General features: G+C 65.5%; 16 protein-coding genes. 9 read left to right on the plus strand and 7 right to left on the minus strand.

Annotation, left to right across the window (positions count from 1 at the left end; translation table 11 throughout):
• Positions 1-1,078: 1,078 nt before the first annotated feature.
• Positions 1,079-2,635 carry an NYN domain-containing protein gene (locus C1Y63_RS07940; protein ID WP_106015929.1) on the plus strand — a complete coding sequence of 519 codons (1,557 nt, stop codon included), beginning with the start codon at positions 1,079-1,081 and terminating at the stop codon, positions 2,633-2,635.
• 267 nt (positions 2,636-2,902) lie between these two features.
• Here C1Y63_RS07940 and C1Y63_RS07945 read toward each other — a convergent pair whose 3' ends face one another.
• Both C1Y63_RS07945 and trxA read right to left on the minus strand, forming a co-directional pair.
• Complete coding sequence (locus C1Y63_RS07945; protein ID WP_158256119.1) at positions 2,903-3,706, minus strand: PspA/IM30 family protein; 804 nt, start codon at positions 3,704-3,706, stop codon at positions 2,903-2,905.
• 442 nt (positions 3,707-4,148) lie between these two features.
• Positions 4,149-4,538: a thioredoxin gene (gene trxA / locus C1Y63_RS07950; protein ID WP_106015931.1), complete on the minus strand. Its 390-nt coding sequence runs from the start codon at positions 4,536-4,538 to the stop codon at positions 4,149-4,151.
• A gap of 412 nt (positions 4,539-4,950) precedes the next feature.
• Between trxA and C1Y63_RS07955 the strand changes: the two genes are divergently transcribed.
• Together C1Y63_RS07955 and C1Y63_RS07960 are read left to right on the plus strand one after the other, a co-directional pair.
• Positions 4,951-5,157: a heavy-metal-associated domain-containing protein gene (locus C1Y63_RS07955; protein WP_106015932.1), complete on the plus strand. Its 207-nt coding sequence runs from the start codon at positions 4,951-4,953 to the stop codon at positions 5,155-5,157.
• Between the two features lie 272 nt (positions 5,158-5,429).
• Positions 5,430-7,715: a cation-translocating P-type ATPase gene (locus C1Y63_RS07960; RefSeq protein ID WP_106015933.1), complete on the plus strand. Its 2,286-nt coding sequence runs from the start codon at positions 5,430-5,432 to the stop codon at positions 7,713-7,715.
• A gap of 351 nt (positions 7,716-8,066) precedes the next feature.
• Here C1Y63_RS07960 and C1Y63_RS07965 read toward each other — a convergent pair whose 3' ends face one another.
• The 4 genes from C1Y63_RS07965 to C1Y63_RS07980 all read right to left on the minus strand — a co-directional run bounded on the left by C1Y63_RS07965 (position 8,067) and on the right by C1Y63_RS07980 (position 16,068).
• Complete coding sequence (locus C1Y63_RS07965) at positions 8,067-9,632, minus strand: sodium:proton antiporter (protein ID WP_106015934.1); 1,566 nt, start codon at positions 9,630-9,632, stop codon at positions 8,067-8,069.
• Positions 9,633-10,358: 726 nt separating this feature from the next.
• Entirely contained in the window at positions 10,359-12,014 is a 1,656-nt protein-coding gene (dnaB, locus tag C1Y63_RS07970) for a replicative DNA helicase (RefSeq protein WP_106015935.1), read from the minus strand.
• A 1,194-nt stretch (positions 12,015-13,208) separates the two neighbouring features.
• Entirely contained in the window at positions 13,209-14,204 is a 996-nt protein-coding gene (locus tag C1Y63_RS07975; RefSeq protein ID WP_106015936.1) for a class C sortase, read from the minus strand.
• A 112-nt stretch (positions 14,205-14,316) separates the two neighbouring features.
• Positions 14,317-16,068 carry a SpaH/EbpB family LPXTG-anchored major pilin gene (locus C1Y63_RS07980; protein ID WP_158256120.1) on the minus strand — a complete coding sequence of 584 codons (1,752 nt, stop codon included), beginning with the start codon at positions 16,066-16,068 and terminating at the stop codon, positions 14,317-14,319.
• A 1,325-nt stretch (positions 16,069-17,393) separates the two neighbouring features.
• Here C1Y63_RS07980 and C1Y63_RS07985 point away from each other — a divergent pair.
• The 6 genes from C1Y63_RS07985 to C1Y63_RS08010 all read left to right on the plus strand — a co-directional run bounded on the left by C1Y63_RS07985 (position 17,394) and on the right by C1Y63_RS08010 (position 23,393).
• Positions 17,394-19,550: a transglycosylase domain-containing protein gene (locus C1Y63_RS07985; RefSeq protein WP_369831036.1), complete on the plus strand. Its 2,157-nt coding sequence runs from the start codon at positions 17,394-17,396 to the stop codon at positions 19,548-19,550.
• A 473-nt stretch (positions 19,551-20,023) separates the two neighbouring features.
• The gene (locus C1Y63_RS07990) at positions 20,024-20,218 is read left to right on the plus strand and encodes a hypothetical protein (protein ID WP_106015938.1); all 195 of its coding nucleotides are present in this window, start codon (positions 20,024-20,026) and stop codon (positions 20,216-20,218) included.
• A gap of 698 nt (positions 20,219-20,916) precedes the next feature.
• Positions 20,917-21,213, plus strand: coding sequence for a 30S ribosomal protein S6 (rpsF, locus tag C1Y63_RS07995; protein WP_106015939.1), 297 nt, complete (start codon positions 20,917-20,919; stop codon positions 21,211-21,213).
• Between the two features lie 75 nt (positions 21,214-21,288).
• The gene (locus C1Y63_RS08000) at positions 21,289-21,834 is read left to right on the plus strand and encodes a single-stranded DNA-binding protein (RefSeq protein ID WP_106015940.1); all 546 of its coding nucleotides are present in this window, start codon (positions 21,289-21,291) and stop codon (positions 21,832-21,834) included.
• An 87-nt stretch (positions 21,835-21,921) separates the two neighbouring features.
• Positions 21,922-22,374 (plus strand): 50S ribosomal protein L9, encoded by a 453-nt coding sequence (gene rplI, locus C1Y63_RS08005; RefSeq protein WP_106015941.1) that lies wholly within the window; start codon positions 21,922-21,924, stop codon positions 22,372-22,374.
• A 617-nt stretch (positions 22,375-22,991) separates the two neighbouring features.
• Positions 22,992-23,393, plus strand: a complete 402-nt coding sequence (locus C1Y63_RS08010; protein WP_106015943.1) for a hypothetical protein — start codon at positions 22,992-22,994, stop codon at positions 23,391-23,393.
• A gap of 226 nt (positions 23,394-23,619) precedes the next feature.
• Here C1Y63_RS08010 and C1Y63_RS13310 read toward each other — a convergent pair whose 3' ends face one another.
• A complete protein-coding gene (locus tag C1Y63_RS13310; protein ID WP_158256121.1) occupies positions 23,620-24,237 on the minus strand; it encodes a DUF5318 family protein in 618 nt (205 codons plus the stop codon).
• Positions 24,238-25,143: the final 906 nt, after the last annotated feature.

Genomic DNA, 25,143 nt, shown 5'->3' on the forward strand with positions numbered 1-25,143 from the left:
CACACTCGTGTCATGCAAGCGTTGCGTCAGGGACAAGCAGTCCCCGGCAGCACAAACCATCGAACCAGCACAAAAAAACTAGTACATTGGTACACTATTGAGTTCTCAAACATCGTGCGTCAGTGCAGCTACCAACTTCCATCGGAAGCTTTCGCTCAAAGACTTGGATTTCGTCTGCGCTGTTTTCTTACCGCCTCACTAGCTCTTGGCCGGGGCGTTGTCGGTCGCGCTGACTCGTTATAAGTTACACACCCCCGCGACACTTCACAACTCCGCTGGTCAGAGCAGGTTTTTTACTCGCCGTATGCGCACTGCGTGCGTACGTCTACGGCGTTTACGTGCTGTCGTCCCGGTTGATGGCCACTTAGGGGCTGTTCGGCCGCTTCACCCCAGGGCCGTACCGACCGCTCGATCGTGTCCCAGGGCTGTATCGCTGCACCTGGCTATCGCTGTTCTCCTTGTGCGGCTCGGCGATCGCTCCTGTCGTGCGCCGCGCACCTGCCCTTGACTCGCGGCAGAGCTGCTCGCTGTTCTCTTCTTGTTTCCTCCTCCGGTTTCTTCCCCGTCGTTCCTTCACTTCCCGCCGCCACGCGCGGGGCACCCGTGGCTCCGCCCCGCGTATGCCTACTCCTTTGGTGATTCTCCCGCGGGGGTTGTTCTCCCGGGCGCTGTGCGCGGATCGCTGTCGTTGCTCGCGTCGTCCTCCCTTCTCTCCTCTACGTCTACGTCTCCCTCTGCTTGGCCGGCAGCCCCGAGCGCGGCACCACGCAGTCCCGGGTGAATCGTGGAACACGGTGGCCGCGGATGCGTTGCGCTGAGTAGTTGAGTAGTACTGCGTCGCATCCCGGAGTACGTCGACGCATTGTCGCCTCACTGTTATCTCTGCGCCTACCCCGGGCGCAGGGTGCTGCTTGGGCAGTGACACAATGGCGGAGGTGCCCCTCGATTCCCGACACGAAGGTCACACGCCTCACCTGGTGTTCACCGGGCGACCATGCGGTGGCCTCTGTTTTCGGGCACACTGTAGAGCACAGAACGCACCTTATTTAGCGATAGAAGAAACGGATTCCTAGGAGCCATGCTTGAACGCACACAGGTCTATGTCGACACCTCATACTTGCTTGCGAGCTTTTACAACTCGTGGGCGACGGGGGCGCGCGCACAGCTAGAGATCGATTTACCGGCCGTTGTCGCCACCCTGGGCGACATGATCGAAAACCAGTTGGGCCAGCCCATTCAGCGCCAGCTGTGGTACGACGGCATCCCCGATTCGGGGCCGCACCGCTACCAGCGGGCACTGCGCACCTGTGATGGGGTGCAGTTGCGTGCCGGCCAGCTCATCGAGTGGGGTGAACGCCGCACCCAGAAGGCGGTGGATACCCGCCTGGTGGCGGACATGGTGGTTGCTGGTTTGCGCCAGCAGTGCACCGACATTGTGTTGGTCTCTGGCGACGCGGACATGATCCCGGGTGTGCAGGAGGCGACCGCCGCCGGTATCCGGGTGCACTTGTACGGCTTTGGCTGGGACTCGATGTCCTCGGCGCTGCGGCATGCGTGTGATTCGACGACGATCCTGGATCCCCGGGAGGAGTTCGCGGAGTGTATGCAGCTGCAGGTCCTGGAGGGTCCGCTGCCGCCGAATATTCCGACGAAGCCGATCGGTGATGCGGAGCCCATCGACGAAGTAGGACCCACGGCCGTGCCGGGCCTGGTCCCCCAGGCACCCGCCACGACCCCCGCTGACGCGGACGCGGAGACCACCGACGCTGCGGCCACGGCAGCACCTGCCGCCGAGGACGCTGAGGCTGCCGCATCCGCGCAGGATGCCGACGCCCCCGCAGCAGGCGCCCAGGAGGCCTCCACCTCTCCCGTGGCCACCCCCGCAGATGTTGCCGCCGCAGGTCAGGGCACCACCGGCGGCACCGCCGCCGCGGACACCCCAGAGGTCGGCCTGCCGGCACCCGCTCCCACGCCGGCCCCGGCACCGGTGCGCTCCCCGGCGGTGGCTGGCGCACAGGCCGCCGACCTCGGCTGCACGGACGAGGACGAGCCGCGCCGCGTCAACGTCACCGCGGAAGCCACCCGCGTCGACGTCACCACGCCGGCCGGATCCGTGCGGGCGGAGGAAGAATCGTTGCGGATCTCCATCTCCTCCACGGAGCCCGAGCTGCCCGGCAAGCCGGACCAGCCGATCGCCGCACCCCGCGCCCAGGACACCATCTCCCAGGACACGAAGGACGAGCAGGCCCGCCACCTCGACGAGGAGCAGGACACCCCGCCGGCGCAAACGAAGAAGCCCGCCCCGAACCCCTCGATGATGGCTCCCCGCCGGAAGCTGCGCTCCCGGTACGTGCCGCTGCCGAACGAGGTGTGGGCATCCGCCGGGTTCCAAACCCCCTACGATGTGGGCCAACAGTACGCCACCTGGTGGTACACCAACGCCGCCACCCCGGAGCAGCGGGACAACGCCCACATGCTGTCCGGCGGCGGACTCCCCCCGGAGGTCGACCGCCCGCTGCTGCAGTTCGCCTGCGAGACGCTGCACGAGTACACCCTCAACGAGCAGCAGCGCGTCGCCCTGCGCGACGGCTTCCACTCCGGCATCCGTGCCGTGCTGCTGCACCACCGCGACTAAGCAGCACCCGCACACCCCCTTTCAACGCCACCGGCCGCCCCACACTCCCGCATCACCGAGGATGCGAAAAGTGGGGCGGCCGGTGGTGTTTGTCGTGCGCGCCGCGCATGCCAGCTTTTCTGAAGTCAGCGCTGCAGGCTCGCAACCCACGCGCGGCCCAAGCGGGGGCGAGGCCCACACATGCCTGCCCGCACGCGACAGGCTGTGCACGCCGGGGCTGCGTGAGCGCTCTCCCGGACTTGTGGCTACGTGGAGTGCTTCTCCGCGCTAGTTCTCGTCCTCCACCTCGGCGTCGACGGGCGCATCGTCTGCTGCCTTCTCCACACCGGCGGTGAGTTCGCCCGCGGTCTCCTTGGACAGCTGGGCGCGGATCTCCTCCAGGCGGGCAGAGGCCTTCATGTCGCGGCCCGCCGCCACAATGGAGGTCATCTGGTCGCCCACCGTGGACTCCACGAGCTCCTGCGCGCCCAAGGCGTTGGCGTAGCGGGCCTCAATCTTCGCGCGCACCGCATCCAACGTCGGCACCGCATCATCCATCTGGAAGGCCTGGAACTTCTCATCCGCGGCCATCGCAGTCTCCTGCATGGCGGCCTGCGCCGCCTGGGCACGCAGCTGCTCCGCCTCGGCGAGGGTGCTCTTCAGGCGGGCCTCGGATTCCTTGACCTGCTTCGCGGCCTCATCTGCGGCGGCGACAGCGGCCTTCCAGCTGACGGTGGTTTCCTCCACCTGCTGCTCCACCGCCACCAGCTGGGAGGCAAACACCTCAGCCGTGGCCTGCAGATCCTGTGCCTTCGCCGCATCCCCGCTCGCCGCGGCCGCATCGGCGGCCGCCAACGCCTGGCGGGCCTGCTCCTCCAGGCGGTCACGATCCGCCTGCATGCGGTGCAGCTTCATCTCCACCTGGTTGCGATTCCCCGCCACCACGGCGGCCTGGTCGAACACCTTCTGGTGCTGCGCCTTCGCCGCATCCACCGCCTGCGCGATCTGCACAGTCGGCGACGCATTCTCGTCGATGGCTTGCTCCATCGCGGTGGTCAGATACTTCCAGCCCTTGATGAACGGGTTCGGCATAGCAACTCGCCTTCTTTCAATCCCGCGACACTGCGTCACGGTCATGCGTTATCACCGGCGGGGAAAAACACCCGCCAGATACTTCATGACGCCAACTGTAGCTATGCCTGCCGCACTCCGCGCACCCAACACACCAGGACACGAAAAGAAAACCCCAGCAACAACCCCGATCGGCAGTACCCCGCAACCGGCACCCACCACCACGCCGCGCGTGCCCACGCCCCCACTGCCACACCGGCCACCCGGCCTCGGGTCCTGCGCTCCTCTGCCCACGGATCTGCACGCCACAGCGCAGGTGCAGACAGGCCACAGCCCCCGAGATACACCACAGCCCGCAGCACAGGCTGCGGGCTGAAAAAGGGTGTGGGGCGCACTGGCATCCTGCGGGGGCAGGAAGGGGCGGCGCGCCAGGCGGTGCCGGGCACCGCGGGTAGGGCGGCGACTACTCGCCGGCGGCCTCCGCCTGCGCCTTCGCGAGCTGCTCCTCGTAATCGGCGCGCACCTGCTCCATGTCGAGCTGCTCCACCTGGGAGTACAGATCCTCCAGGGCGGCCGCCGGCATGGCACCCGCCTGGCGGAAGATCGGCACACCGTCACGGAAGATCATCAGCGTCGGGATCGACTGGATCTGCAACACGCTTGCCAGCTCCTGGTTGGCCTCAGTATCCAGCTTCGCGAAGGTGGCCTCCGGGTGGTTCTCGGACACCTTCTCAAAGATGGGGCCGAACTGGCGGCAGGGGCCGCACCAGGATGCCCACGCGTCAACGAGGACAATGCCCTCAGTGTTCACCAGGTCGCCGAAGTTCTCTGCAGTCGCAGCAACAGTTGCCATAATGTGTTTCTCTTTTCTGTGTGTGTCTCTGGTTTGTCTCTGTGCGGTTTTTCGCCGCGCGCCCGCACCCCACCGCTGCCCACCCACCGTGTGGGGAGGCACCGCGGGGCTTGTCCTCGGGGACAAGGCCGTCGGGGGTGTGGCGCGCCGTTATCCCGCACAACTTCCCGCACGCGCATTTTGTTCCCACCGCACCCCACTGGGTACCCCGGACTCTTGGGACCCGCCCGGCGCGCTGCCGTGGGCGGGTGGGCGTTGATGTGGTCACACTCGGCCGGAAATACAACGCACTGTTTCCGCGCTATGCGTATAGTGACCTCACGTGCCTGCTAAGGCACACCTGTGCCGCGCTCGCGAGTGCCGTGGGAGCGCACAGCTGTTGTATTCGTCTTTTGTTTTTCAAGGAGCCCCGATGGTCAAGAACTACCAGGTTGCTGGCATGACCTGCGATCACTGCGCGATGAGCGTGACCGAAGAGATCAACGAGGTCGACGGCGCGACCGTCGTCAACGTCAATGTCGCTGACGGGCTCGTGACTGTGTCCGGCGAGGACTTCGCCGACTCCGATATCGCGGCCGCAGTCAAGGAGGCTGGTTTCAGCCTCGTCGACGCCGACTAATCTCCCCTGGGAGTCGCCCCCCAAGGGTCGCACCCGTGCGGCCCTATTCCGGGGTCGTCCTCCTGTTGTTCTCTTCCACACCCCCGGCCCCTGTGTGTGCCCGGCGCTTCGCGCCCCGGCATGGGTCCGGGGGTGTCGTGTGTGCTGCGGCGGGGCCGGCGGGGTGCACCCGGCCCTGGGCTTGGGTTGGTGGCCTGGGGGGCGGGCCTGCCCCTGCCCCCGGGTATGGGTGGGGCGGAATGCGGCGGGCGGGGTGGTGCGTTGTGTGAAGCATGAACGATTCCACTGATTCCCCCACCGCGGCCTCCGGTGTGGCCGCCGCGGCAGGTGTGGCGGCACCTGTGGCGCAGGCGGCGCTCGACGTGAAAGTCTCCGGCATGACGTGCACCTCGTGTTCGGCGCGGGTGCAGCGGAAGCTGAAGAAACTGCCCGGGGTGGATGCGGCGGTGAACTTCGCGACGGAAACCGCCCATGTCGTCTACGACCCGGCGACCGTCTCTGAGGAGCAGCTCCTGCAGACGGTGCGGGACGCCGGCTATGGGGCGGATCCCGCCACCACGGGCGGGGTGGATCCTGCGGCGGGTGACGATCGGGCCCAGGTGTCCTCCCTGGTGCGGCGCCTCGTCGTCGCCGCAGTGCTGGGGGTGCCGGTGATGGTGCTGTCGATGGTGCCGGCCGCCCAGTTCGACTACTGGCAGTGGCTGTGCCTGGCGCTCACAGTGCCGGTGTACGTCTATGGGGGGTGGCCCTTCCACCGGGCGGCGGTGGTGAACCTGCGCCACGGGGCGTTCACCATGGACACCCTCATCTCCTTGGGCACGACGGCCGCGTTGGCGTGGTCGCTCGTGGCACTGACAATTGGCCATGCGGGGCACCCAGGCATGCGGATGGAGATGGCGCTCACGGCGCGGCCCGCCCACGGCGGGCTGGGGGAGATCTACCTCGACTCGGTCGCCATGATCATCGTGTTCCTTCTCGTCGGCCGCCTTCTTGAGGAGCGCGCGAAGCGGCGCTCCGCATCCGCACTGGAGGAGCTGCTCAAGGTGCAGGCCACCGAGGTGCTCCTGCCCGACGGGCGCACCATCGATGCGCAGCTGCTGCTGCCGGGGATGGAGTTCCTTGTGACCCCGGGGACGACGATCGCCACCGACGGTGAGGTCGTCGCCGGCGCCAGCGAAGTCGACGAGCAGATGCTCAGCGGCGAATCCCTGCCCGTGCACAAGACCGTCGGCGACGAGGTCACCGGCGGCACCGTGAACACCACCGGTAGTCTCACCGTGCGGGCCACCCGGGTGGGCAGGGACACGGTGCTGGCGCAGATGGGGGAGCTTGTCGCCCAAGCCCAGCTCGGCAAAGCGCCCGTGCAGCGCCTCGTCGACAGCATCTCCCAAGTGTTCGTGCCCGTCATCCTCGGCATCGCCTTGCTGACGCTGGTGGGCCAGTGGGCGACCGGCCACGACGCGGCCGCCTCCTTCGCGGCGGCCGTCGCCGTCATCGTCGTCGCCTGCCCCTGCGCCCTCGGGCTGGCAACGCCGACCGCGCTGCTCGTCGGCACGGGCCGCGGCGCACAGCTAGGCCTGCTCATCAAGGGCGCGGAAGTGTTGGAATCCACCCGGCGCGCCGACGTCGTGGTGCTCGACAAGACGGGCACCGTCACCACCGGCACCATGAGCGTGGAGGCACACAGTGATGATGCCTCACTGCTGCTTGCCGGCGCGGTGGAGCGCCACAGCGAACACCCCCTGGCCCGCGCCATCGTCACCGCCGCCCAGGACCTCGCCGGCGCGGCCGGCGCAGGGGCAGATCCTGCCGCCGCACCTGGCGGCGTCCTGGCAGATGCCAGCGACATTGTTGCCACCCCCGGGGAGGGCATTAGCGGCACCATTGATGGTGCCCGCATCACCGTCGGCCGACCCCACCACGACGAGGCGCTCGCCGCCCAACACGCCCACCCGGAGGCGACCACCGTGGAAATCACCCGTGAGGGGAACTACCTCGGGTGGGTGGCCGTCGCCGACACCATCAAAGACACCTCCGCCGAGGGCGTCCAGCAGCTTGTTGACCTCGGGCTGGAGCCCTACCTGCTCACCGGCGACCACCAGGACGCCGCCGATGCTGTCGCCCGCGCCGTCGGCATCAGCCACGTCACCGCCGGTGTGCGCCCTGAGGACAAAGTCGCCGTGGTGAAGAAACTTCAAGACGAAGGCCACGTGGTGGCGATGGTGGGTGATGGCATGAACGATGCGGCCGCCCTCGCGCAGGCGGACCTGGGCCTGGCGATGGCCTCCGGGACGGACGTCGCGATGGCCGCCAGCGACATCACACTCATGCGCAATGACCTCCGGGCGGCCGCCACCGCCATCCGCCTGAGCCGGTCCACGCTGCGCACGATCAAAGGCAACCTCGTGTGGGCGTTCGGCTACAACGTGGCCCTCGTGCCGATCGCGGCCCTGGGGTTCCTCAACCCCATGTGGGCGGGCCTGGCGATGGCGTGCTCCTCGGTGTTCGTGGTGACGAACTCGCTGCGGCTGCGCCGCTTCCAGCCCACCACCGGCTAGGACTACGTCCCCCACGACGGTGTGACTGCCGCGCCGCGGCGCGGCACCACGAGGCACCACGCGGCACCACCAGGCACCGTGGCGGCCCAGCCACGGGGCGCGCCCGCGCAAACGCCCCGCATCCACGACAAACAACACACCCCCGCCTCCGGGGAGTGCACCACGTGCAGCATCAGCGTCACGGGTGCCCCTGGGGGCGGGGGTGTGTCACGTCGGTGGACGTGTCGGTGCAGCTATCGGTGAGGGTGTTGCTGAGGAGGACGGCCAGGATGACGGTGAGCGTCCCTCCCGCCGCGGGGTGCCCTGGCAGGGACTAGTAGGGACGGGTAGGGACAAGGCCTGCGGCGCGGTTTAGGCGCGGCGGGCAGCAACCATCATGCGGTCCAGGTCGTGCAACACCTCGTCCACGATGGCGGGATCCACGCCCGGCTCCCTGCGGGCGGCCAACACTTCCTCCTGGGCGGCGGCAAGGGCCTCCACGCGCAGGACTTCCAGGCGGCGACGCACCTCAGCAACCTTCCTGCGGGCCTGAGTGTCCTTGCACTCCACATCGTCCAAATCCTCGGTGCCGGTCTCCTCCGCAATCCAGTGCTGAATACCCGCCACCGCGTTCGCCGGCAGGTCCTCGGCGTGGGAGTGCAGCACCTCATTCGCGGCGTCGCGGGCGCGGCGGATGATGCGCTCCCGGGCGATATCGCCCTGGGCGTCCGGCCCCTGATCCAACGACAGTTTCGTCATGAGCCACGGCAGCGTCAGCCCCGGGATCACCATGGTGCACATGAGCACCACCAACGCTATGACGGTGAGTTCCTGCTGGAACGGCACATAGCCGTAAGGGATCGACAGCACCAGCGCCAGGGTCACCATGCCGCGCATGCCACCCCACGTCAGCAGCAGCACCTCCTGGAGCCGCAGCGGTGCCGCGTGCTTCTTCCCTCGGCGCACATTGTGCTTGTACAGCAGCATGATCCACGCGAAACGCACCGCGATCAACGCAACAGAGATCGCCAGGCCGACGAACACCCCGTGCCACAGCACGTACTCGGCCTCGTCGACGGCGGTGCGCACGTTGAGACCGATGAGGCCGAAAGCGACACCGGTGAACAGCATCTCGATGGTCTCCCAGAAGGCGTGGCCGGTGAGCCGGTCGGCGGCCTCCGCCTTGGCGCGGGAGTGCATCTCCACGGCGGCGATGACGATCGCAATGACCCCGGAGGCGTGCAGTTCCTCGGCGATGATGTACACCGCGAAAGGAATCACCCAACTAAACGCGTTGCGGGCGACGGTGAGCTCCATCCAGTCGGTGAGCTTCGCCGCACCCCAGCCCACCACGAGGCCCACGATGACAGCCACGACGGAGGAGTACACAAACGTCAACACCAACTCGCCGACGTGCAGGTCCTCCTTCATCACCAGCGCCGTCAACGCCACATGGAAGCACACAATCGACGAGGCATCGTTGAACAGGCCCTCGGTCTGCAGGGTGGCGATAAGCCGCCGGGGCACACCGGCGGGCTCCGCGACGGCGTCCACCGCCACCGGATCCGGCGGCGCCAACGCGCTCGCCAGCACCACTGCGCCCGCGATCGACAACCCCGGCATCAGCCACAGGGCAGTCGCCGCGCCCGCAATGACCGACAGGAACACCAGCAGCACACTGAGCGTCAAGATCACGAAGCGCTGCTGTTTAATGACCGCCCAACTACTGCGCCGCGCCATCGCCCACAGCAGTGGGGGGAGGAAGATCGGCAGGATGAGATCGGCGGGGATCTCCACGGCAGGGATCCCGGGGATCACCATGGTGCCGGCCGCCAGCAGTGTCAGCAGCACCGGCCACGGCAACCCAATGCGGTCGCCGATCGCGACGACGATGACGGTTGCTGTCAGCAATCCGATTGTGATGAGAAGAAATTCCATGCAAGCTCCTTCACGCAGGAAGATAGGCAGCCGAACAACACCACACCCCACACCCACACCACGCGGGCGCACAGCACGAGTACCCACACCGCTGGGGCACAGCCGAATGGTCACGATGCCGTGCAGCCACGCGACCACGCAGCGGTACGGTCACACAGCCGTACGGTCGCACAGTCACACGGCGAGGCGCGCAGGCCGACCCGCGCACAACAGACCACACAGGTGACCACACCAGGACAGTGGCGCCCTTGATGAGGCACCAGAACACTGGCCCCAGGGGAGAAGCTCCCCATCAGGCAGGCGCCGCCCGGTCACGCACCGCACCAGCACAGGCCGGTGCACAGCGTGGGCGCGCAGTATCGCGGCACAGCACGACTGCACAGCACCTCGGCACTGGCGGGGGAGAAAACAACGAATGAGGGGGTGTGCGAAGAAGAGCGAGGGAAGAATCGAAAAAGAGCCGACAACCACACGCCTCACAGGTGCTGCCGCCGAGGAGCAGGCCACACGAGCGTGAGGGCGTGAGTATCGAGGTTCGTTCTTCTAATCAACCACTTCGAGGGCACCCACCGCCACCCGGGCGCCCCGCCGGCACGCGGACTGAAGCACGAGTGCCGTGTGCGGAGTGCGCGAACACCGCACACTCACGGAAGCGTGGAGAGCAGGTGGCGGCCGCACATGGCATGGCAGGCGCAGAGGGGCCGCGCCGCCCCTGCGGCGGGGCGGCTAACCGCGGGCGAGGTTCGCGAAACGGGAGTAGTGCAGCTGGTGGGCGACACTCACCGTATCGATGGGGCCACCACGGTGCTTCGCCAGGATAATGTCGGCCTCACCGGCGCGGGCATCATCCTTATCCTGACTATCCGGGCGATACAGGAGCATGACCATGTCGGCGTCCTGCTCCAGGGAGCCGGACTCACGCAGGTCGGCCAGCTGGGGGCGCTTATCCGTACGAGACTCCGGGCCACGGTTCAGCTGCGAGATCGCAATGAGCGGAACATCCAACTCCTTGGCGAGCAGCTTGAGCTGGCGGGAGAACTCCGAGACTTCCTGCTGGCGGGATTCGACCTTCTTGCCGGAGCTCATCAGCTGGAGGTAGTCCACCACGATGAGGTCGAGGCCCTTTTGCTGGGCGAGGCGACGCGCCTTGGAGCGGATCTCCATCATCGTCAGGTTGGGCGAGTCATCAATGTAGAGGGGTGCCTCGGAGATTTCGCCCACCCGGTTGGCGAGCTTCGCCCACTGCTCGTCGGTCATGCGCCCGGAGCGCATGTCGGACAGTTTCACTTCCGCCTCCGCGGAGAGCAAACGCATCGCGACTTCCGACTTGCTCATCTCGAGGGAGAACAACACCGAGGTCTTGTGGTGCGTAATAGAGCAGGAGCGCATGAAGTCCAGTGCGAGCGTGGACTTACCGACACCGGGTCGGGCGGCGACGATGATCATCTGCCCGCCGTGGAGACCATTGGTGAGGTTGTCGAGGTCCACGAACCCGGTGGGCACACCCTGCGCGAGACCGCCATGGGCGGCAATCTGGTCGAGTTCGTCCATGGTGGGCCGGATGATTTCCGACAGGGGCGAGTAATCCTCGGCGGACTTCTTCTGCGCGATAGCGAAGACTTCCTGCTGCGCCATGTCGACGACGGCGTCGACCTCAGCGCCTTCGGTGCCTTCGTAACCGAGCTGCACCACCCGGGTGCCGGCGTCGACGAGGCGCCGGAGGATCGCTTTCTCAGCGACGATCTCGGCGTAGTAGCGAGCGTTCGCCGCCGTGGGCACCGCCTGCACCAGGGTGTGCAGGTAGGGCGCCCCGCCGACGCGGGTGAGGTCGTTCGCGCGGTCCAGCCGCGCGGAGACGATCACCGGGTCGACTTCCTTGTTCTCCGTGTAGAGATCGAGGATCGCACGGTAGATGATCTGGTGCGCCGGCTTGTAGAAGTCCTCCGGGGAGAGTTCTTCCACGATGTCGGCGATCGTCGAGGAGCTCAGCAGCATCGCGCCCAGCACGCCCTGCTCTGCTTCGTTGTCATGCGGGGGCTGCCGGCCGAAGTCCCGGCCCTCCGGGCCGGGGGGCTCGAAGCCCCGCCGGGAGGACACGAAGTCCTTCCCGGAGAAGCTATCCCGGCCGCCGCGGCGGCGGCCGCCACCGCCATTCCAGTCCGAGGAGCCACCGCCACCGAAGGCTGTGGTGGGCGCAAAGTCGGGGGAGTAGTCGGCCTCCGGGGGCGGGGCGTCGAGGTCGCCCGGCGGCACGTAGCTGTCGTCGTCGAAGCTGCTCGCCACGCCGGCCACAGCGAAATCTTCGCCCTCGGCGGGGGAAGCTGCAGCCGGGCTGGTACCGTCCGCAGCGGTCGAGGGGTCAGGGCTGGTGGGGTTCGTCATGGCGCACACACTCCTTGAAAGCAACAACCTACAGCGGCAAGCAGCAACCCGAGGAAAGCTCCAACGATCCCGGGTGGGCGCTGCCCCGGCTAGCTTACGCGGGGAGCACCGCAGAGACATTTACCGAGGGGGATTTGTCCACAGCAGAGCCACCCGTACCGCCAGATGGCCGCCTGAGCCGAACTGAGGGCCGTGCGCCCGGAATACAGCCCAACGGCACCACACTGCGATGCTGAATGATGAGCACGAAGCCCGCGTTAGCACAGGGCTCCAATTCCACGCAGTAGGCCTTCCACAAGGGCGCGTGACGACCTTCGGTGCCCGGTAACGAGACCTGAGCACCCCGCCACGGTGGACCCCCGCACGATACGTTCGATGCGGGGTGTCGTGGAGGGCTCATCACGCCTGGGGCCGCGCGCACTGGGCTATGGCGCTGCGCGGGCACAATTTCGTGGCCCCACAAAGCGAAGCAGCGGCGCGTGCGAAAGCGGCGGAGGCGCAGGCACAATGGCACCCAAGCTAGCTGTGATGGAAGCTTTCCACGACTGCGATTGCCAGCGGTGCGGCACAGGCGATGAGCAAGGCAATGGCGAGAACCAGAGAAACAATGACACGGAACCAGAACACAGGAAGCCTCCTTCTCAATGGGGACACCCTTGCGGCCACGCAGAGCGGCGGCGAGGGGTTCACCTGCCGGTGAAGACCCGAATCCTAATGGCATAGGCAGACTCGTCGCAATTTCTGCATAAAAACAAAAATGCAAGCCGTCACACTCGCCCCACACTGGGAAAATGCTGGGAACGCGACCACCCCCTCACAGCATCCACCTCACGGAACGCGCCCGTGAAGGACACGTGTCATCGTCACCGAAACGCAAAGTTCACAACCGACAGCACGGCCGCTGCACACGCACTACCCCATCCGACCATCACAACAACCCCCTTTTCTATAGCACGACAGTTACCCCCGTCATGTGTACTCACTCCGCCCCACGGGGGACCCCTGACAAACTGCCCGGCAGAATAAGCCGCATCGCCCCTGGCGGCCCACAAGCGCACCCAGAGCACAGGCCACAACGCCGCACAGGAACCACCCCACAGCGCACCCAAAGATGCAACAAGCCCCCGGCAAACAGCCGGGGGCTTGAATTACACACCCTCCCGCGCTGGGCGGGATGGTTGGGACCCTAAGAAACTAGGAGTTCTCGGGGTGGGGTGCACGTTCCGCGTCCTTCTTGTCCTCGTTGGAGCGACGCATCAGCAGCCAGAGGCGGATGATGGCACCGAACATGAGGATCGCGGATAGGATTGCGCCGCCGAGGAGGACGAACATCCACCAGGACCAGTGAGCCTTAGGCTCCTCGATCTGCTTGACGGCCTGCTCCTCAATATCGTCGAGCGGCACACGCTCGCCGGTGATGAGAAGACGGTGGGAGTTCACGCCATACGGGGTACAGGTGATCAGCGTCAGCAAGTCCTTGCCCTCCACACGGCCGAGGGTATCGACGTTCGAGGGCTCCACGACGCGGATGTCGTTGACGACGTACTTCAACGCGCGGTTCGCCGTGTTGAGGTAGATCGCGTCACCCTCCTTGACCTTGGTCAGGTTGTCGAACATCGTCGCATTCGGCAGACCCGTGTGACCGGTCAGGATGGAGTGGCTGGAATCGCCACCGACCGGAAGCGAGGAGCCGAAGAGGTGACCGACACCCTTCTGCAGCGTGTCGTCGAAGGTGCCGTGGTAGACCGGCAGGTTCACGTCAGCCGCAGGAACACGCACGAGGGACATCACGTCCGTGAGATCCAAGTACTTCAAGTACGCCTGGTACTGCTCCGAGTCGGGAGCAACGTCCTTGATGAAGGGATCGAGAATGACACCCTGGCGCAGGTCTTCGTTATACGTGTCCGCAGCTGCCAGCTCCTCTGCGAGAGTCTCACTGGGAATGCCGTTGACTTCGATGGAGTAGTTATTCGACTGCTGCTGCTGCACCACGTCGTTGTGACGGGTGGCGAACACCGGGTACAGCAACAGCGCAATACCGAGCAGCACACCCACGATCGGGATGTACAGACGGAAGTTCGACGCCCCCTTGTCCGGGGTTGCCTCCGCCGGGGCGGCCGGCGAGTTGTCGGCGACAGCGACAGCTGACGCGTCGCCGGGTTCTGCGTGCTTACGTTGGAAGAGGGCCACGAGTCTCCTTCGGTTCTTAAAGCCCCAAAGGGGAGGAGAACACTTTCACAAGCGTTCTCCTCCCCAGGGTGGTTTCAGACTACACCTCAGTGCACTCTGAGTTGGCCGTTACTTAGGCCTGCTTCTTGCGACGGGAAGCAGCAGCAACGTAAGCGCCAGAGCCAGCGATCAGCAGGCCACCGACGACGACCAGCGGTGCGATACCAGCGCCACCGGTCAGCGGCAGGTTGAAGCCGTTGTTCTTCGGCTGGTTCTTCAGGGTCAGGTCAGCGGTGGGGAGCTTCTCCTCGCCGCCGTTGAAGATGACGTTGCCGTTCTTCAGAACCTGGAACTTCACCTGAGCCGGGAGCAGCTCGAAGCCCTCGGGAGCCTCGATCTCCTTGAGGCAGTAGAAGGACTTGTCCTTCCACAGATCGCCATCGGTGCCGTTGACGAAGGTGGAGTTGTTACGGAAGTCGTTGACCAGCAGGCCGTCGATGGTGACGACACCGTTGGCGTCGGACTCGAAGACCTTCTTGTTGTCAACGCCGACCGGCTTGCCGGCCCACTCGCCGGTGGGCTGCATGTCAGCGTCGCACTCGTAGACCTCGAACTTAGCGCCCGGGAGCTTCTGCTCCTCGGTCTCGCCGCGCGGGGTACCGACCTTGGTGAACACCAGCTTGTTGTAGTAGGTGTCGACGGACGGGGTCGGCTCACCGGGGGGAGTCGGCTTCTTCGGATCCGGGGTCTCCGGCGGGTTCTTCGGATCGAAGGGGTTCTTCGGGTCCGGGGTGTTCGGGTTCTCCGGGTCCGGCGGGTAGTTCGGATCGGTCGGCGGGGTGCCTTCCGGAACCTTCGGCACCGCGATGTTGGACGCGATGTTGTAGATGTCGGTCAGGCCCTCGGTGTCCTTGGCCTCAACGTTGATGGTCCAGACGACCTCGCCCTCGGCGGTGCCCATCTTCTCGAGACCAGCCTTGGTCAGGCCGATGGTAACCCAGGTCAGGCCATCCTTCTCAGCCTTGATGATCTCGTAGTCGGTGTCCTTGACCAGCTCGGTGCCGTTCAGGGTGACCTTGTCAGCCTTGTCGCCGGCCTCGTCGCCCACGTAGGTGAGCTTGTCAGACAGCGGATCGATGAGCTGGAACTTAGCCCAACCGTTAGCGGCAGCCTTGAACTTGGAGGACACCTCGTAGGTGTAGTGGTTGTTCTCCGAGTTGGAGCCCGGTGCGGTGACGTCCTTGACGGTCTTGTTCAGCTCCGGCTTCTCAACCTTGAAGTTCTTCGGGTAGACGTGAACGTCGTAGTTCCAGCAAGCGCGGTTGGTCTGGTCCGTCAGCGGCAGGTTCACGAGGAACGGCTTGGACGGAGTAACACCCTCGGGGGTGTTGGACTCGGTGACCAGGTAGAGGCCCGGCTTGAACTTCTGGGAGACAACGCCGTCGGCGCCGGTGACCATGTCAACGGCAGCGCCGAGGGTACCGAGGGCAGCAGCGTCCTCGTTCTTCTTGTACTCCTCGGTCAGGCGGGCAGCTTCCTGCTGAGCCTTGTTCATGTCGCCGGCGTAGTCGACAGCCTCAACACGCTGGACAGAGAAGGTGACACCCTCGAGAGCCTCGCCGAGGCCATCTTCGCTGTCGAGCTTCTTGCCGTTGTTGTCGACGGTGCCGCCGTCGTTCTTCAGCTTCTTGTGCAGGGTGAAGTCGACGTCCTTGGTGGCGTCGAAGTCAGTCTGGGTGCCAGCCTCGCAAGCTGCCGGAGCAGCCGGAGCGGTGGTGGCGCCGTCCTGAGCGAAGGCGAGCGGGGTTGCAGCGAAGCCGAGGCCGGCCACTGCAGCGATCGAGAGGCCCGCGGTGGTAGCGCGGCCCATGCTCTTGCGGGTCATAGATTTTCTCCTAGGTATCCCGTAATGCTGTGAATGTGGGTCCAGGCGGATGCCCGGAACCATTCGACCGACCATGCAGCGCTCAACAACCCCCGAAGGGCCGTGTTGAATGCGTGCCAACTCTGGGTCGGCGGTACCCCCACCACTGGGGGGCGTATGGAGTTTGGCAGACAGTAGACGTCTCATGATGGCTAGTTCCTGCGACTCCGCTGGGAAAATCTTGGGATTCTCAGGAGCCAGTCATGCCCACGTCGGCCTGATGCCTTACAGAAACCTTAAAGGATTGGGTAGGGCGCAACAACTCCGACACGCAACTTTTTCTCCCCAACCACCCGTTCACACAGGTGAAGCCCCCACAGAAGCTTCCTGAGAAATTTCTAAGAGTGGCGCCGAATCTCCCATGCCCGGCATGGTATTTCACCGTTCCCGCAGGCAGACGTGTGGATGTGAAAATTCTCAGCACCTTGACAGGGAGCAGACAAGCGCGAGCTCCAGTCATGCCCGACGCGAATTTGTGTGTTGCGACACATGCCCCCATCCAGGGGTACTCACCCCGACCCTTTCGGGCGACAGTATATGTGCCGCTGGGCCTTCAAGCGATGGCGTCGTGACGCCATCACCACCCTGAAGACGCGAAACGCCCCCTCTGGACCACGATCACTCAATGTCAACGCGACCCACTGGTCCGACCTTTCGCTGCTATCAACCCCTCCGATGGATGAAAAACATGCAGCACGCTGTGAGATTTCGACGAGGTGCAGCTCCATACGCCTACACCGCTCTCGAACCGAGGGTTCCCGCCCACCCGGGATTGAATAGGGAGGGCTACAGCGGTCACTGATTCCTAGCAATCGGTATCGCCCTTTCGCGACCGCTGGAGGCAACATCGACGCTTTGAGAACACAAGTCCTGGTTCCGTCTCCGACGGCGTCTCTATCGGAGGCTGCGCGCCGTCAATCTCGGGCACCAACGTTCGTTACCGTCTCAGGATGGTCCAGCATCAGGGCAGATGACACCAACTATGTGTGTACCCTACGGGGCGCATGCGCAGCACAATGGGGCGGGATTCTTTGCGCGCTGCGTGGCTTGTCGCTTTGGTTGGGTAGCGTGGCGGAATAATACTGTGAGAGACAACTGCGCACGTCGCCGAGTCCAGGGCCGACGCCGCTAGCCGGCGTGTGTGCAGCCGGTGCCTATGCACCCCAGACTTTTCTCTTCCTTTTCTTCACCCGTGTGTGTTCCCACCTGTGCCGTGGTGGGTACACCTCCCCTTATCATCTACGACCCCGGCCGCCGGCAGGCGGCTGTGAGGATATGTGAGAACCGTGAGCAACGACCAAGACACCACCACCCCGCGCCGCCGGCGACACCGGCGCGCGCCCCGCAGCCGCAAGGCGAAGGTGCTCATCACGCTGGCCACCCTGCTGGCCGTGATGATCCTGGCACCGGTGGGCGCGTTCGCGATCGCCTATGCGGCGGCGACAGTGCCGCAGCCCGGCGAGTTGGTCACCAAGCAGGTGTCCAATATTTACGCCGCCGATGGCACCACCGAAATCGCCCGCATCGTCCCCCCGGAGGGCAACCGCGAGCAGGTGACCATTGACCAGATTCCGCAGTCGCTGCGCGACGCGGTTCTCGCGGCGGAAGACCGCGAGTTCTACACCAACCGAGGGTTTTCCGTCTCCGGTTTCGCCCGCGCGATTAAGGGCCAGCTGACCGGCGACGATTCGGCCGGTGGTGGTTCGACGATTACCCAGCAGTACGTGAAAAACGCCGTGGTGGGTAATGACCGCTCCTACAAGCGGAAGCTGAAGGAGTTGGTGTACTCGGCAAAGATGGCCAATGAGTGGACGAAGGATGAGGTGCTGCAGGCGTACCTCAACACGATTTACTTCGGCCGCAACTCCTACGGTGTGGCCGCGGCCGCCCAGGCCTACTTCGGTAAGCCGCTGCAGGATCTCACGTTCGAGGAGTCGGCGGTGTTGGCGGCGAGTATTCAGCGCCCCTCCACCCTGGATCCGTGGACGAACCGGGAGGAAGCCGAACAGCGGTGGAACTACGTGCTCGACGGCATGGTGGAGACTGGCGCACTGACCCCGGAGCAGCGCGCCGCCGCCGTCTACCCGGAGGTCATCGACCCGGCCCTCAACCAGGCGTTCACCCAGGCGGACGGCACCAATGGCCTCATCAAGAACCAGGTCATTGCGGAGCTCGCCGCGCACGGGATTAGCGAAACTGATGTGGAGACCCGTGGCCTCAAGGTCACGACCACCATCAGCCCCCAGGATCAGGACGCCGCCCTGGCGGCGGTGCACAACAACCTGGAGCCGCTGAAGCCCGAAACCCGCGCCGCGGTGGTGGCGATTGAGCCGAAGACGGGCGCGGTGCGCGCCTACTACGGCGGCGAGGACCCCAACGGCTGGGACTACGCCAACGCTGGCCTGCAGACCGGCTCCACGTTCAAGATCTTCGGCCTGGCGGCCGCCCTCCAGCAGGGCATCCCCCTGTCGCAGGCCTACTCCTCGGCGCCGGTGACGACCGGTGACGTCACCGTCACCAACGTCGAAGGCGACGACTGTGGCTACTGCTCCATCCAGGAAGCACTGAAGCGCTCCCACAACACCAGCTTCATCCGCTTGGAAAACGACCTGGAGAACGGCCCTCAGGACGTCGCCGACATGGCGCACGCCCTCGGCGTGGCACGGGAACTCCCGGGCGTCGGCGCCACCCTGACCGAGAACGGTGGGGAGCCCTACCAGGGCATCATCCTCGGCCAGTACCAGTCCCGCCCCTTCGACATGGCTGTCGCCCTGGCGACCCTGTCCAACGAGGGCGTGTGGCACGAACCCTACTTCGTGGAAAAGGTTGAAGACGCTACCGGCGAAGTCCTCTACGAGCACAAGCCCAGCGAAGGTGAACGCCGCGTCAGCGCCAACGTCGCCAACAACGTCGTCGCCGCTATGGGCCCCATCGCCGCCTACTCCAACGGCAACAGCCTCGCCGGCGGCCGCACCAGCGCCTCCAAGACGGGTACCGCCCAGCTCGGCGACACCGGCCAAAACAAGGACGCGTGGATGATTGGCTCCACCCCGCAGCTCGCGACCGCTGTGTGGGTCGGCACGGAAGACAACTCCCCGCTGCTCAACTCCTGGGGCGGCCTCATGTACGGCTCCTCCACCCCGGCGCGGATCTGGAAAGCCACCATGGACGGCGCCCTCGAGGGCGCCGACTACGAGGAATTCCCCACCCCGAAGGGCCTCGGCTACTCCTCCGTGCCGTACGTGTACTACGAGCCCACCCCCACCTACAACAACACCCCGGCCCCCGCCGACACCCCGGAGGAAGCCCCCGCCGCGGAAGCCCCCATCGAGGTCTACGAGCCGCCCGCACCGGCCGACGTCGAAATCGCCCCCGGCTTCGTCATCCCCGGCGAGCTCATCCCCCCGGCCCTCCAGGCCCCGGCCGAAGTCGCCGCCGAATAGCGGCACAGGCCACCACGGCACACCCCACCCGGCGAGCACCGCTCACACGCCCACCGGCGGCGGGATCATCATCACGGCACATACGGCAGCGCCCCTCACGCACAGCGGCAGGGGCGCTGCCCCTTTTTGCTTTGGGCCCGGTGTGGCAGCCTCCTGTGACAGCGTCTTCTGGCTTGGTTCACGCGGCTGAACTGGTAGGTCCCGCAGGTCGGGAACACTCGACCCAAACGGACAAGGACGACAGAACAAAACACAACAAAACACTGTCGACGAAGCAACCAGAAGGCCCGAAAGCATCAAAGCATCATTGTGCGCGGCGGCGGCAACCACCCGGGTGCCACACAACCGGCACGACGCCACCCGGCGGGCAATCATCTCTGCGCACTGCGCCGTAAGCCACCGAACGACACCCCACAGGCCACCACCCCCACTGGGAACAGAAGGGAATGAAGAAATGTGGGACAGTTAGAAGCGTGTCCAACACTGCTCTCATCATCACCATCACCAGTGTCTTCGCCGGCTTCGCCTGCTTCACCGGCAGCTTTTTGTCCTTCATGTACAAAAAGCCGAAGGTACTCACCTGGGGCCTTATGGTTGCCGCCATCATCCTCATCACGCTGATCCCGACGACGATCGGCGTGTTCTGGGCAACCCTCGGGGCGGACTAACACCCCGGCCCGCCGGGCAGCTGCCCGCCGCGGCAGTGCCGGCCCCCGGGCGCGCTCCGGGCGCGTCCGAAGACCTTTGAGATTTTTCGCACGCCCACGGTCCACCCGGGGTTCGCCCCGGAGTTGGGGTGCGACCCGGCCGCGGATGGTGCTGCCGAATCCAGCGATCCACTGGGCGGACGCGGCCACCCACGCGCTCACTCGACGCAAAGGCAAGACGGGGACCTCACGGGGAAACAGGGGAGTACGAGGGGAGTAGGCGCGGCTCGGTCCTGTCGGTCCCGCGCGCCCCGCGGCCTCTGGGTTGAACCACTCGGACCGCGTGTGAGCGAACGAAGGTCGCACGGGCGCAGGGTAACGGCACCTGGGGGAGAACGCAGCCATGGTCGCATCCGAGTCCGGGCCCGAGCTTGGGCACCGGTTGGCGATCCTCGAGGTGGGGACGAAGCATTGCTCAGAATTCTGGGGGAGCAACCCCAGGGCCGCCGAATGACAGCGCTGTCATTCACGAATCGGGGCCGGGGTGGGCGTTGTCGCAGGTAACCCGGTAGGTGGACTGTCCACAGGCCGCCGCGCGCCGAATCGACAACCGGGATGAGCTGGTGTATCTTAGACGGGTTGCTGACGCAACGACCCTCCTGCCACCACCACGAAGACCGGTGATGGCCGAAATCCAACTATCTAGACCACAGGAGGTGATGAGGTCCGTGCGTCATTACGAACTCATGATCATTGTCGATCCTAGCCAGGACGAACGCACCGTTGGCCCGTCCCTGGACAAGTTCCTCGAGGTTGTCCGCAAGGAAAACGGAACCGTCGACAAGGTGAACATCTGGGGCAAGCGCTCTCTCGCGTACCCCATCAACAAGAAGGGCGAGGGCATCTACGTCGTCGTCGACCTCAACTGCGAGGCCGACACCGTCCAGGAGCTCGACCGCCTGCTCAACCTGAACGACAACATCCTGCGCACCAAGGTGCTGCGGGTCGATCGTTAAAACGGGACACTTGGTGGAGTAACCCTCCGCCAGTGAAAAAACTCCAGTAGTTTTTGCCCCCACGAAAGGAACGACATGGCCCAAGGAGATACCCAGATCACCATCGTCGGCAACCTCGTTGCCGACCCGGAGTTGCGTTTCACGCCCTCCGGCACCCAGGTGGCTAACTTCCGCATCGCCTCCACCCCGTCCCGCTACAACTCGCAGACGGGCAAGTGGGAGGACGGCGAGTCCATGTTCCTCACCTGCAACGTGTGGCGTAAGGCCGCCGAGAACGTCGCCGAGTCCCTCACCAAGGGCATGCGCGTCATCGTGACCGGCCGCCTCCGCCAGCGCTCCTACGAGACCCGCGAGGGTGAGCGCCGCAGCGTGTTCGAGGTGGAGGTCGACGAAGTCGGCCCCTCCCTGCGGAACGCGACCGCGCAGGTTGTTCGCAACGAGCCCGGCCAGTCCGGCGGCTCGTACGGTGGCGGCCAGCAGGCCGCTCCCCGCCAGCAGGCCCCTGCCCAGCAGGGTGGCTTCGGTGGCGGCCAGCAGCAACAGCAGGCGATGTCCGACCCGTGGAACTCGGCACCGGCTACCGGTGGTTTTGGTGGCTCGGACGACGAGCCCCCGTTCTAACAATCTTTTCCACCAGTTTTCCTCGCTAGCCCCAGCCGCAACGCAAACGCGAAAGTGGGGCGGCAAGCACAACGAAAGGCAGGGATCATGAAGCTGATCCTCACCACTGCCGTTGACAATCTCGGTGTCGCTGGCGACATCGTCGAGGTCAAGGCCGGTTACGGACGTAACTACCTGCTTCCCCGCGGCATGGCCATCGTGGCTACCCGTGGTGCTGAGAAGCAGATCGAGGGCATCAAGCGCTCTCAGGAAGCTCGCGCAATCCGCGATCTGGACCACGCTCACGAGCTGAAGAACCAGCTCGACGCCCTCGAGGGTGTCACCGTTGCGGTGCGCACCTCTGAGGCTGGCAAGCTGTTCGGCTCCGTGACGGCTGACGATGTCGTCGCCGCCATCAAGGCAGCCGGCGGTCCCGTTCTTGACAAGCGCACCGTCGCCCTGAAGAAGGGCCACGTCAAGAGCACCGGTAAGTACCAGGTAGACGTCCAGCTGCACGACAACATTGCAGCTCACGTGAACTTTGAGGTCGTCGCTGCCTAAACGATAGGCACTGCGACGGCGGCCCACCATCCATCCGTGGTGTGGCCACATGACAACAGCACTCACACGACCCCCTAGCGGAAGCCACCGACACCATGTCGGGCCGGTATCTGCGAGGGGGTCGTGTGTTTTTGTGTGTCGCCGGCCGCCCACGCGGCAAGGCACTCGTCGGCGTACGTGCTGATGCCGGATCCGGCGCCGGCAACCACGCCTGCGGCCGCGACTATGCGCTCGGCCAGGGCAGGCACTTGGCGCTGTGCGTAGACCCGTCAGCACACAACATATTCATAGGGGGCCACGCGATGCCGGCCCACAAAGCCGCCGCATCCGTGGCTCAAGGGCTGTGCGGGCTACCCCATACATCGCCGCCATAAGCTCCCACCGCGGGCCACCCATTTCGCCAGGCCAGCGGCAGATTTTCCGCGCCGATTGCCGGCGGCGTCCCAGTCCGAACGGGGGTAGACTGGCAGCATTTGTGCAGTCGGCCACTTCCCCCCGGCAACAGATGTGTACAGTCGGCAGCACTCCCGGCAGCGAAACCCACTCGCGGTGGATGACGCGGTGGGGAGTATCAGGCATCCTGCCAATCCGCACATCTTTTTTCAGGAGGTCTCCTCATGCCCGCTCTTCCCCCTCTCCCGCAGATCCCGCAGCAGCTGCTCGCCCTCGTCGGCGGCCTGGTGGGCGTCATCGCCCTCGTTGCCGCCCTCGCCACCGGTGGCGCTGGTAGCTCCGCGTCCTCCGACGCTGAGCCGCCGAAGAAGGACGGCGTCCACGTCGTCGTGACCAACACCCTCGGCATGCCGGCCAAGGGCTGCGCCGTCACCGCGTCCTGGGATACCCGCGAGGTCGCCCGCTACACCAACAGCGACGGTATCTACACCTTCGACAACCCCGGTGCCGGGGAGACCGGTGAGCAGAAGATCACCGTCGAGTGCAACGGCCTGTTCAGCGGGAAGCGCACCGTGTCGATCCCGCTGCCGACCGAGTCCCGCACCGTTGTTCCGGTGAAGATGTAATTTTTCTACCCCCACTGCCGCAGTTGCCTGCGGCAGGCAAAGTACTGCACCCCGCGAGGAAGCCTTCTCGCGGGGTGCAGTGCGTCATGGGGTGGGGGCGTGCGTGGAGCGCGGCTGCCACGCAGCGTGGGGGAAGATTGCCGCACAGCGGAGCCGAGGAGACTGCCAGGCACCATGCCGGGTGCGCGTGCCGCAGTTTCACACCACACCCATGGGTGTCGGCTGCCTAGTCGTCGAAAGGAGTGGGAGGTGCCAGGGGAGAAGGCACAGGCGTCACTGCCGCGTTGGTGGAGGCCTCGTCGGTGTCGGCCGTCGCCGGATCGTTGGCCGCGGCAGTCGTGTCAGCACTTCCGTCGTCTCTTTCGCCGTCGGCGCTGCCCGCACTGCGCTCACTGCCGTTCCCGCCCACCGGCTGCTGGCCGTCGTCCATCATCTCGTGCTGGGCTTGCACCTTGTGCGCCGGCGCGGGCACCGTGCCGGCGGGGCGGGAATCGTCCGGCGTCGTCGCCCGCAGCAAATGATTCCACCGACACTCCGGGCACACCTCCACGACGTGGGTGGTGAAGATACTCCCATCCGCTGCGAGGCGCTGCCGTTCTTCTGCGGAACGCGCCGACCCCGAGGCCCCCTTGATGTTGTCGCCGTAAACCCACGACACGGTGCGCAAACTGAGGCTGCCACAGATCGGGCAAGGGTAGGCGGCCGGTTGGCCGTGGTACTCGCTCGCCGTGATGAGTAGCGGGTCCGCGTCACACAGGTCATCGCGCCGCAGGGCACCCTCCCGGTAGAGGCGGATGGTGTTCCTTCGCTGCCACTCATAGTTGATTTCCACCACGTCAGTCATACCAGTGTTCCGACCCGCCCGCAGCGCGTGATCAACCACAGTTGCACAGGTCGGCCGGATTGGCACCCACAACTTGTCGTTCCTGCAGGTCAGCACACTGCGCCACACACAAGTCAGGTCACTTCACCAGCGTTCAATTGCTTCTCAAGAACCTCTGAGGGTCACGCCTCGACATCAAGAGTTTCGCCGACTGCGCGCCCGCCACACCACGTCCGCCAAGCGCGGGAACGCGGCCCATGGACCGGTTCCCACCTTCGCAAGCCCCGCACCGGCCACGCCCATCACTGGCCGACCAACCGGCAGAGCACACTCAGGACTTGACCCTCAGGACCCACGAGAGGACATGAGGATCGGGGCGCGTGAGACCCCTCGCTGCCGCGAGAGAAATCGCCGACGTGAGGGATTCCCCATTCACACGCGCGACAGCAACGCGAAGCTCACGCGACAACCACCATCGCAGCAACCCACCACGGAACCGACCGTTCGCACCTCCGGGATGCCCGCCGCCCGGAGCCTTTCACGTCCGGATCACGGTCAGCGACCGTGCCACGCTCGTGGTGGGTAGCCTGCGACGTCTGCACGCCGGGCAGCAGGGGAGTGGAAGCGGACCACGCAGCCACACATTCACAGCTGCAAGAGGACAGAGGGCTGCGAGCTTCGGGGCTTTGCCGGGCAGATGCCCCCGCGAGCAGGGCGGGGGCAAGCCCAAGTGATACCCATTGCGGGGAGGGGTATCCGCACGCCGCACACGCCCCTGAGCAGCACATTCACTGTCGCCCGTGCGGAGGTTCCCCAACGCGAGTGCGGAGTGTCGTATTTTTTCGGCATTTTTTGCCGCCCGAATTCCGGCCCCTTTTCCCGCGAAGCCAATATCCGTGACATGTCCGTCGGAGCCGACACAGGCGT

This window comes from Corynebacterium sp. 13CS0277 (genome assembly GCF_002994655.1).
Classification (GTDB): Bacteria; Actinomycetota; Actinomycetes; order Mycobacteriales; family Mycobacteriaceae; genus Corynebacterium.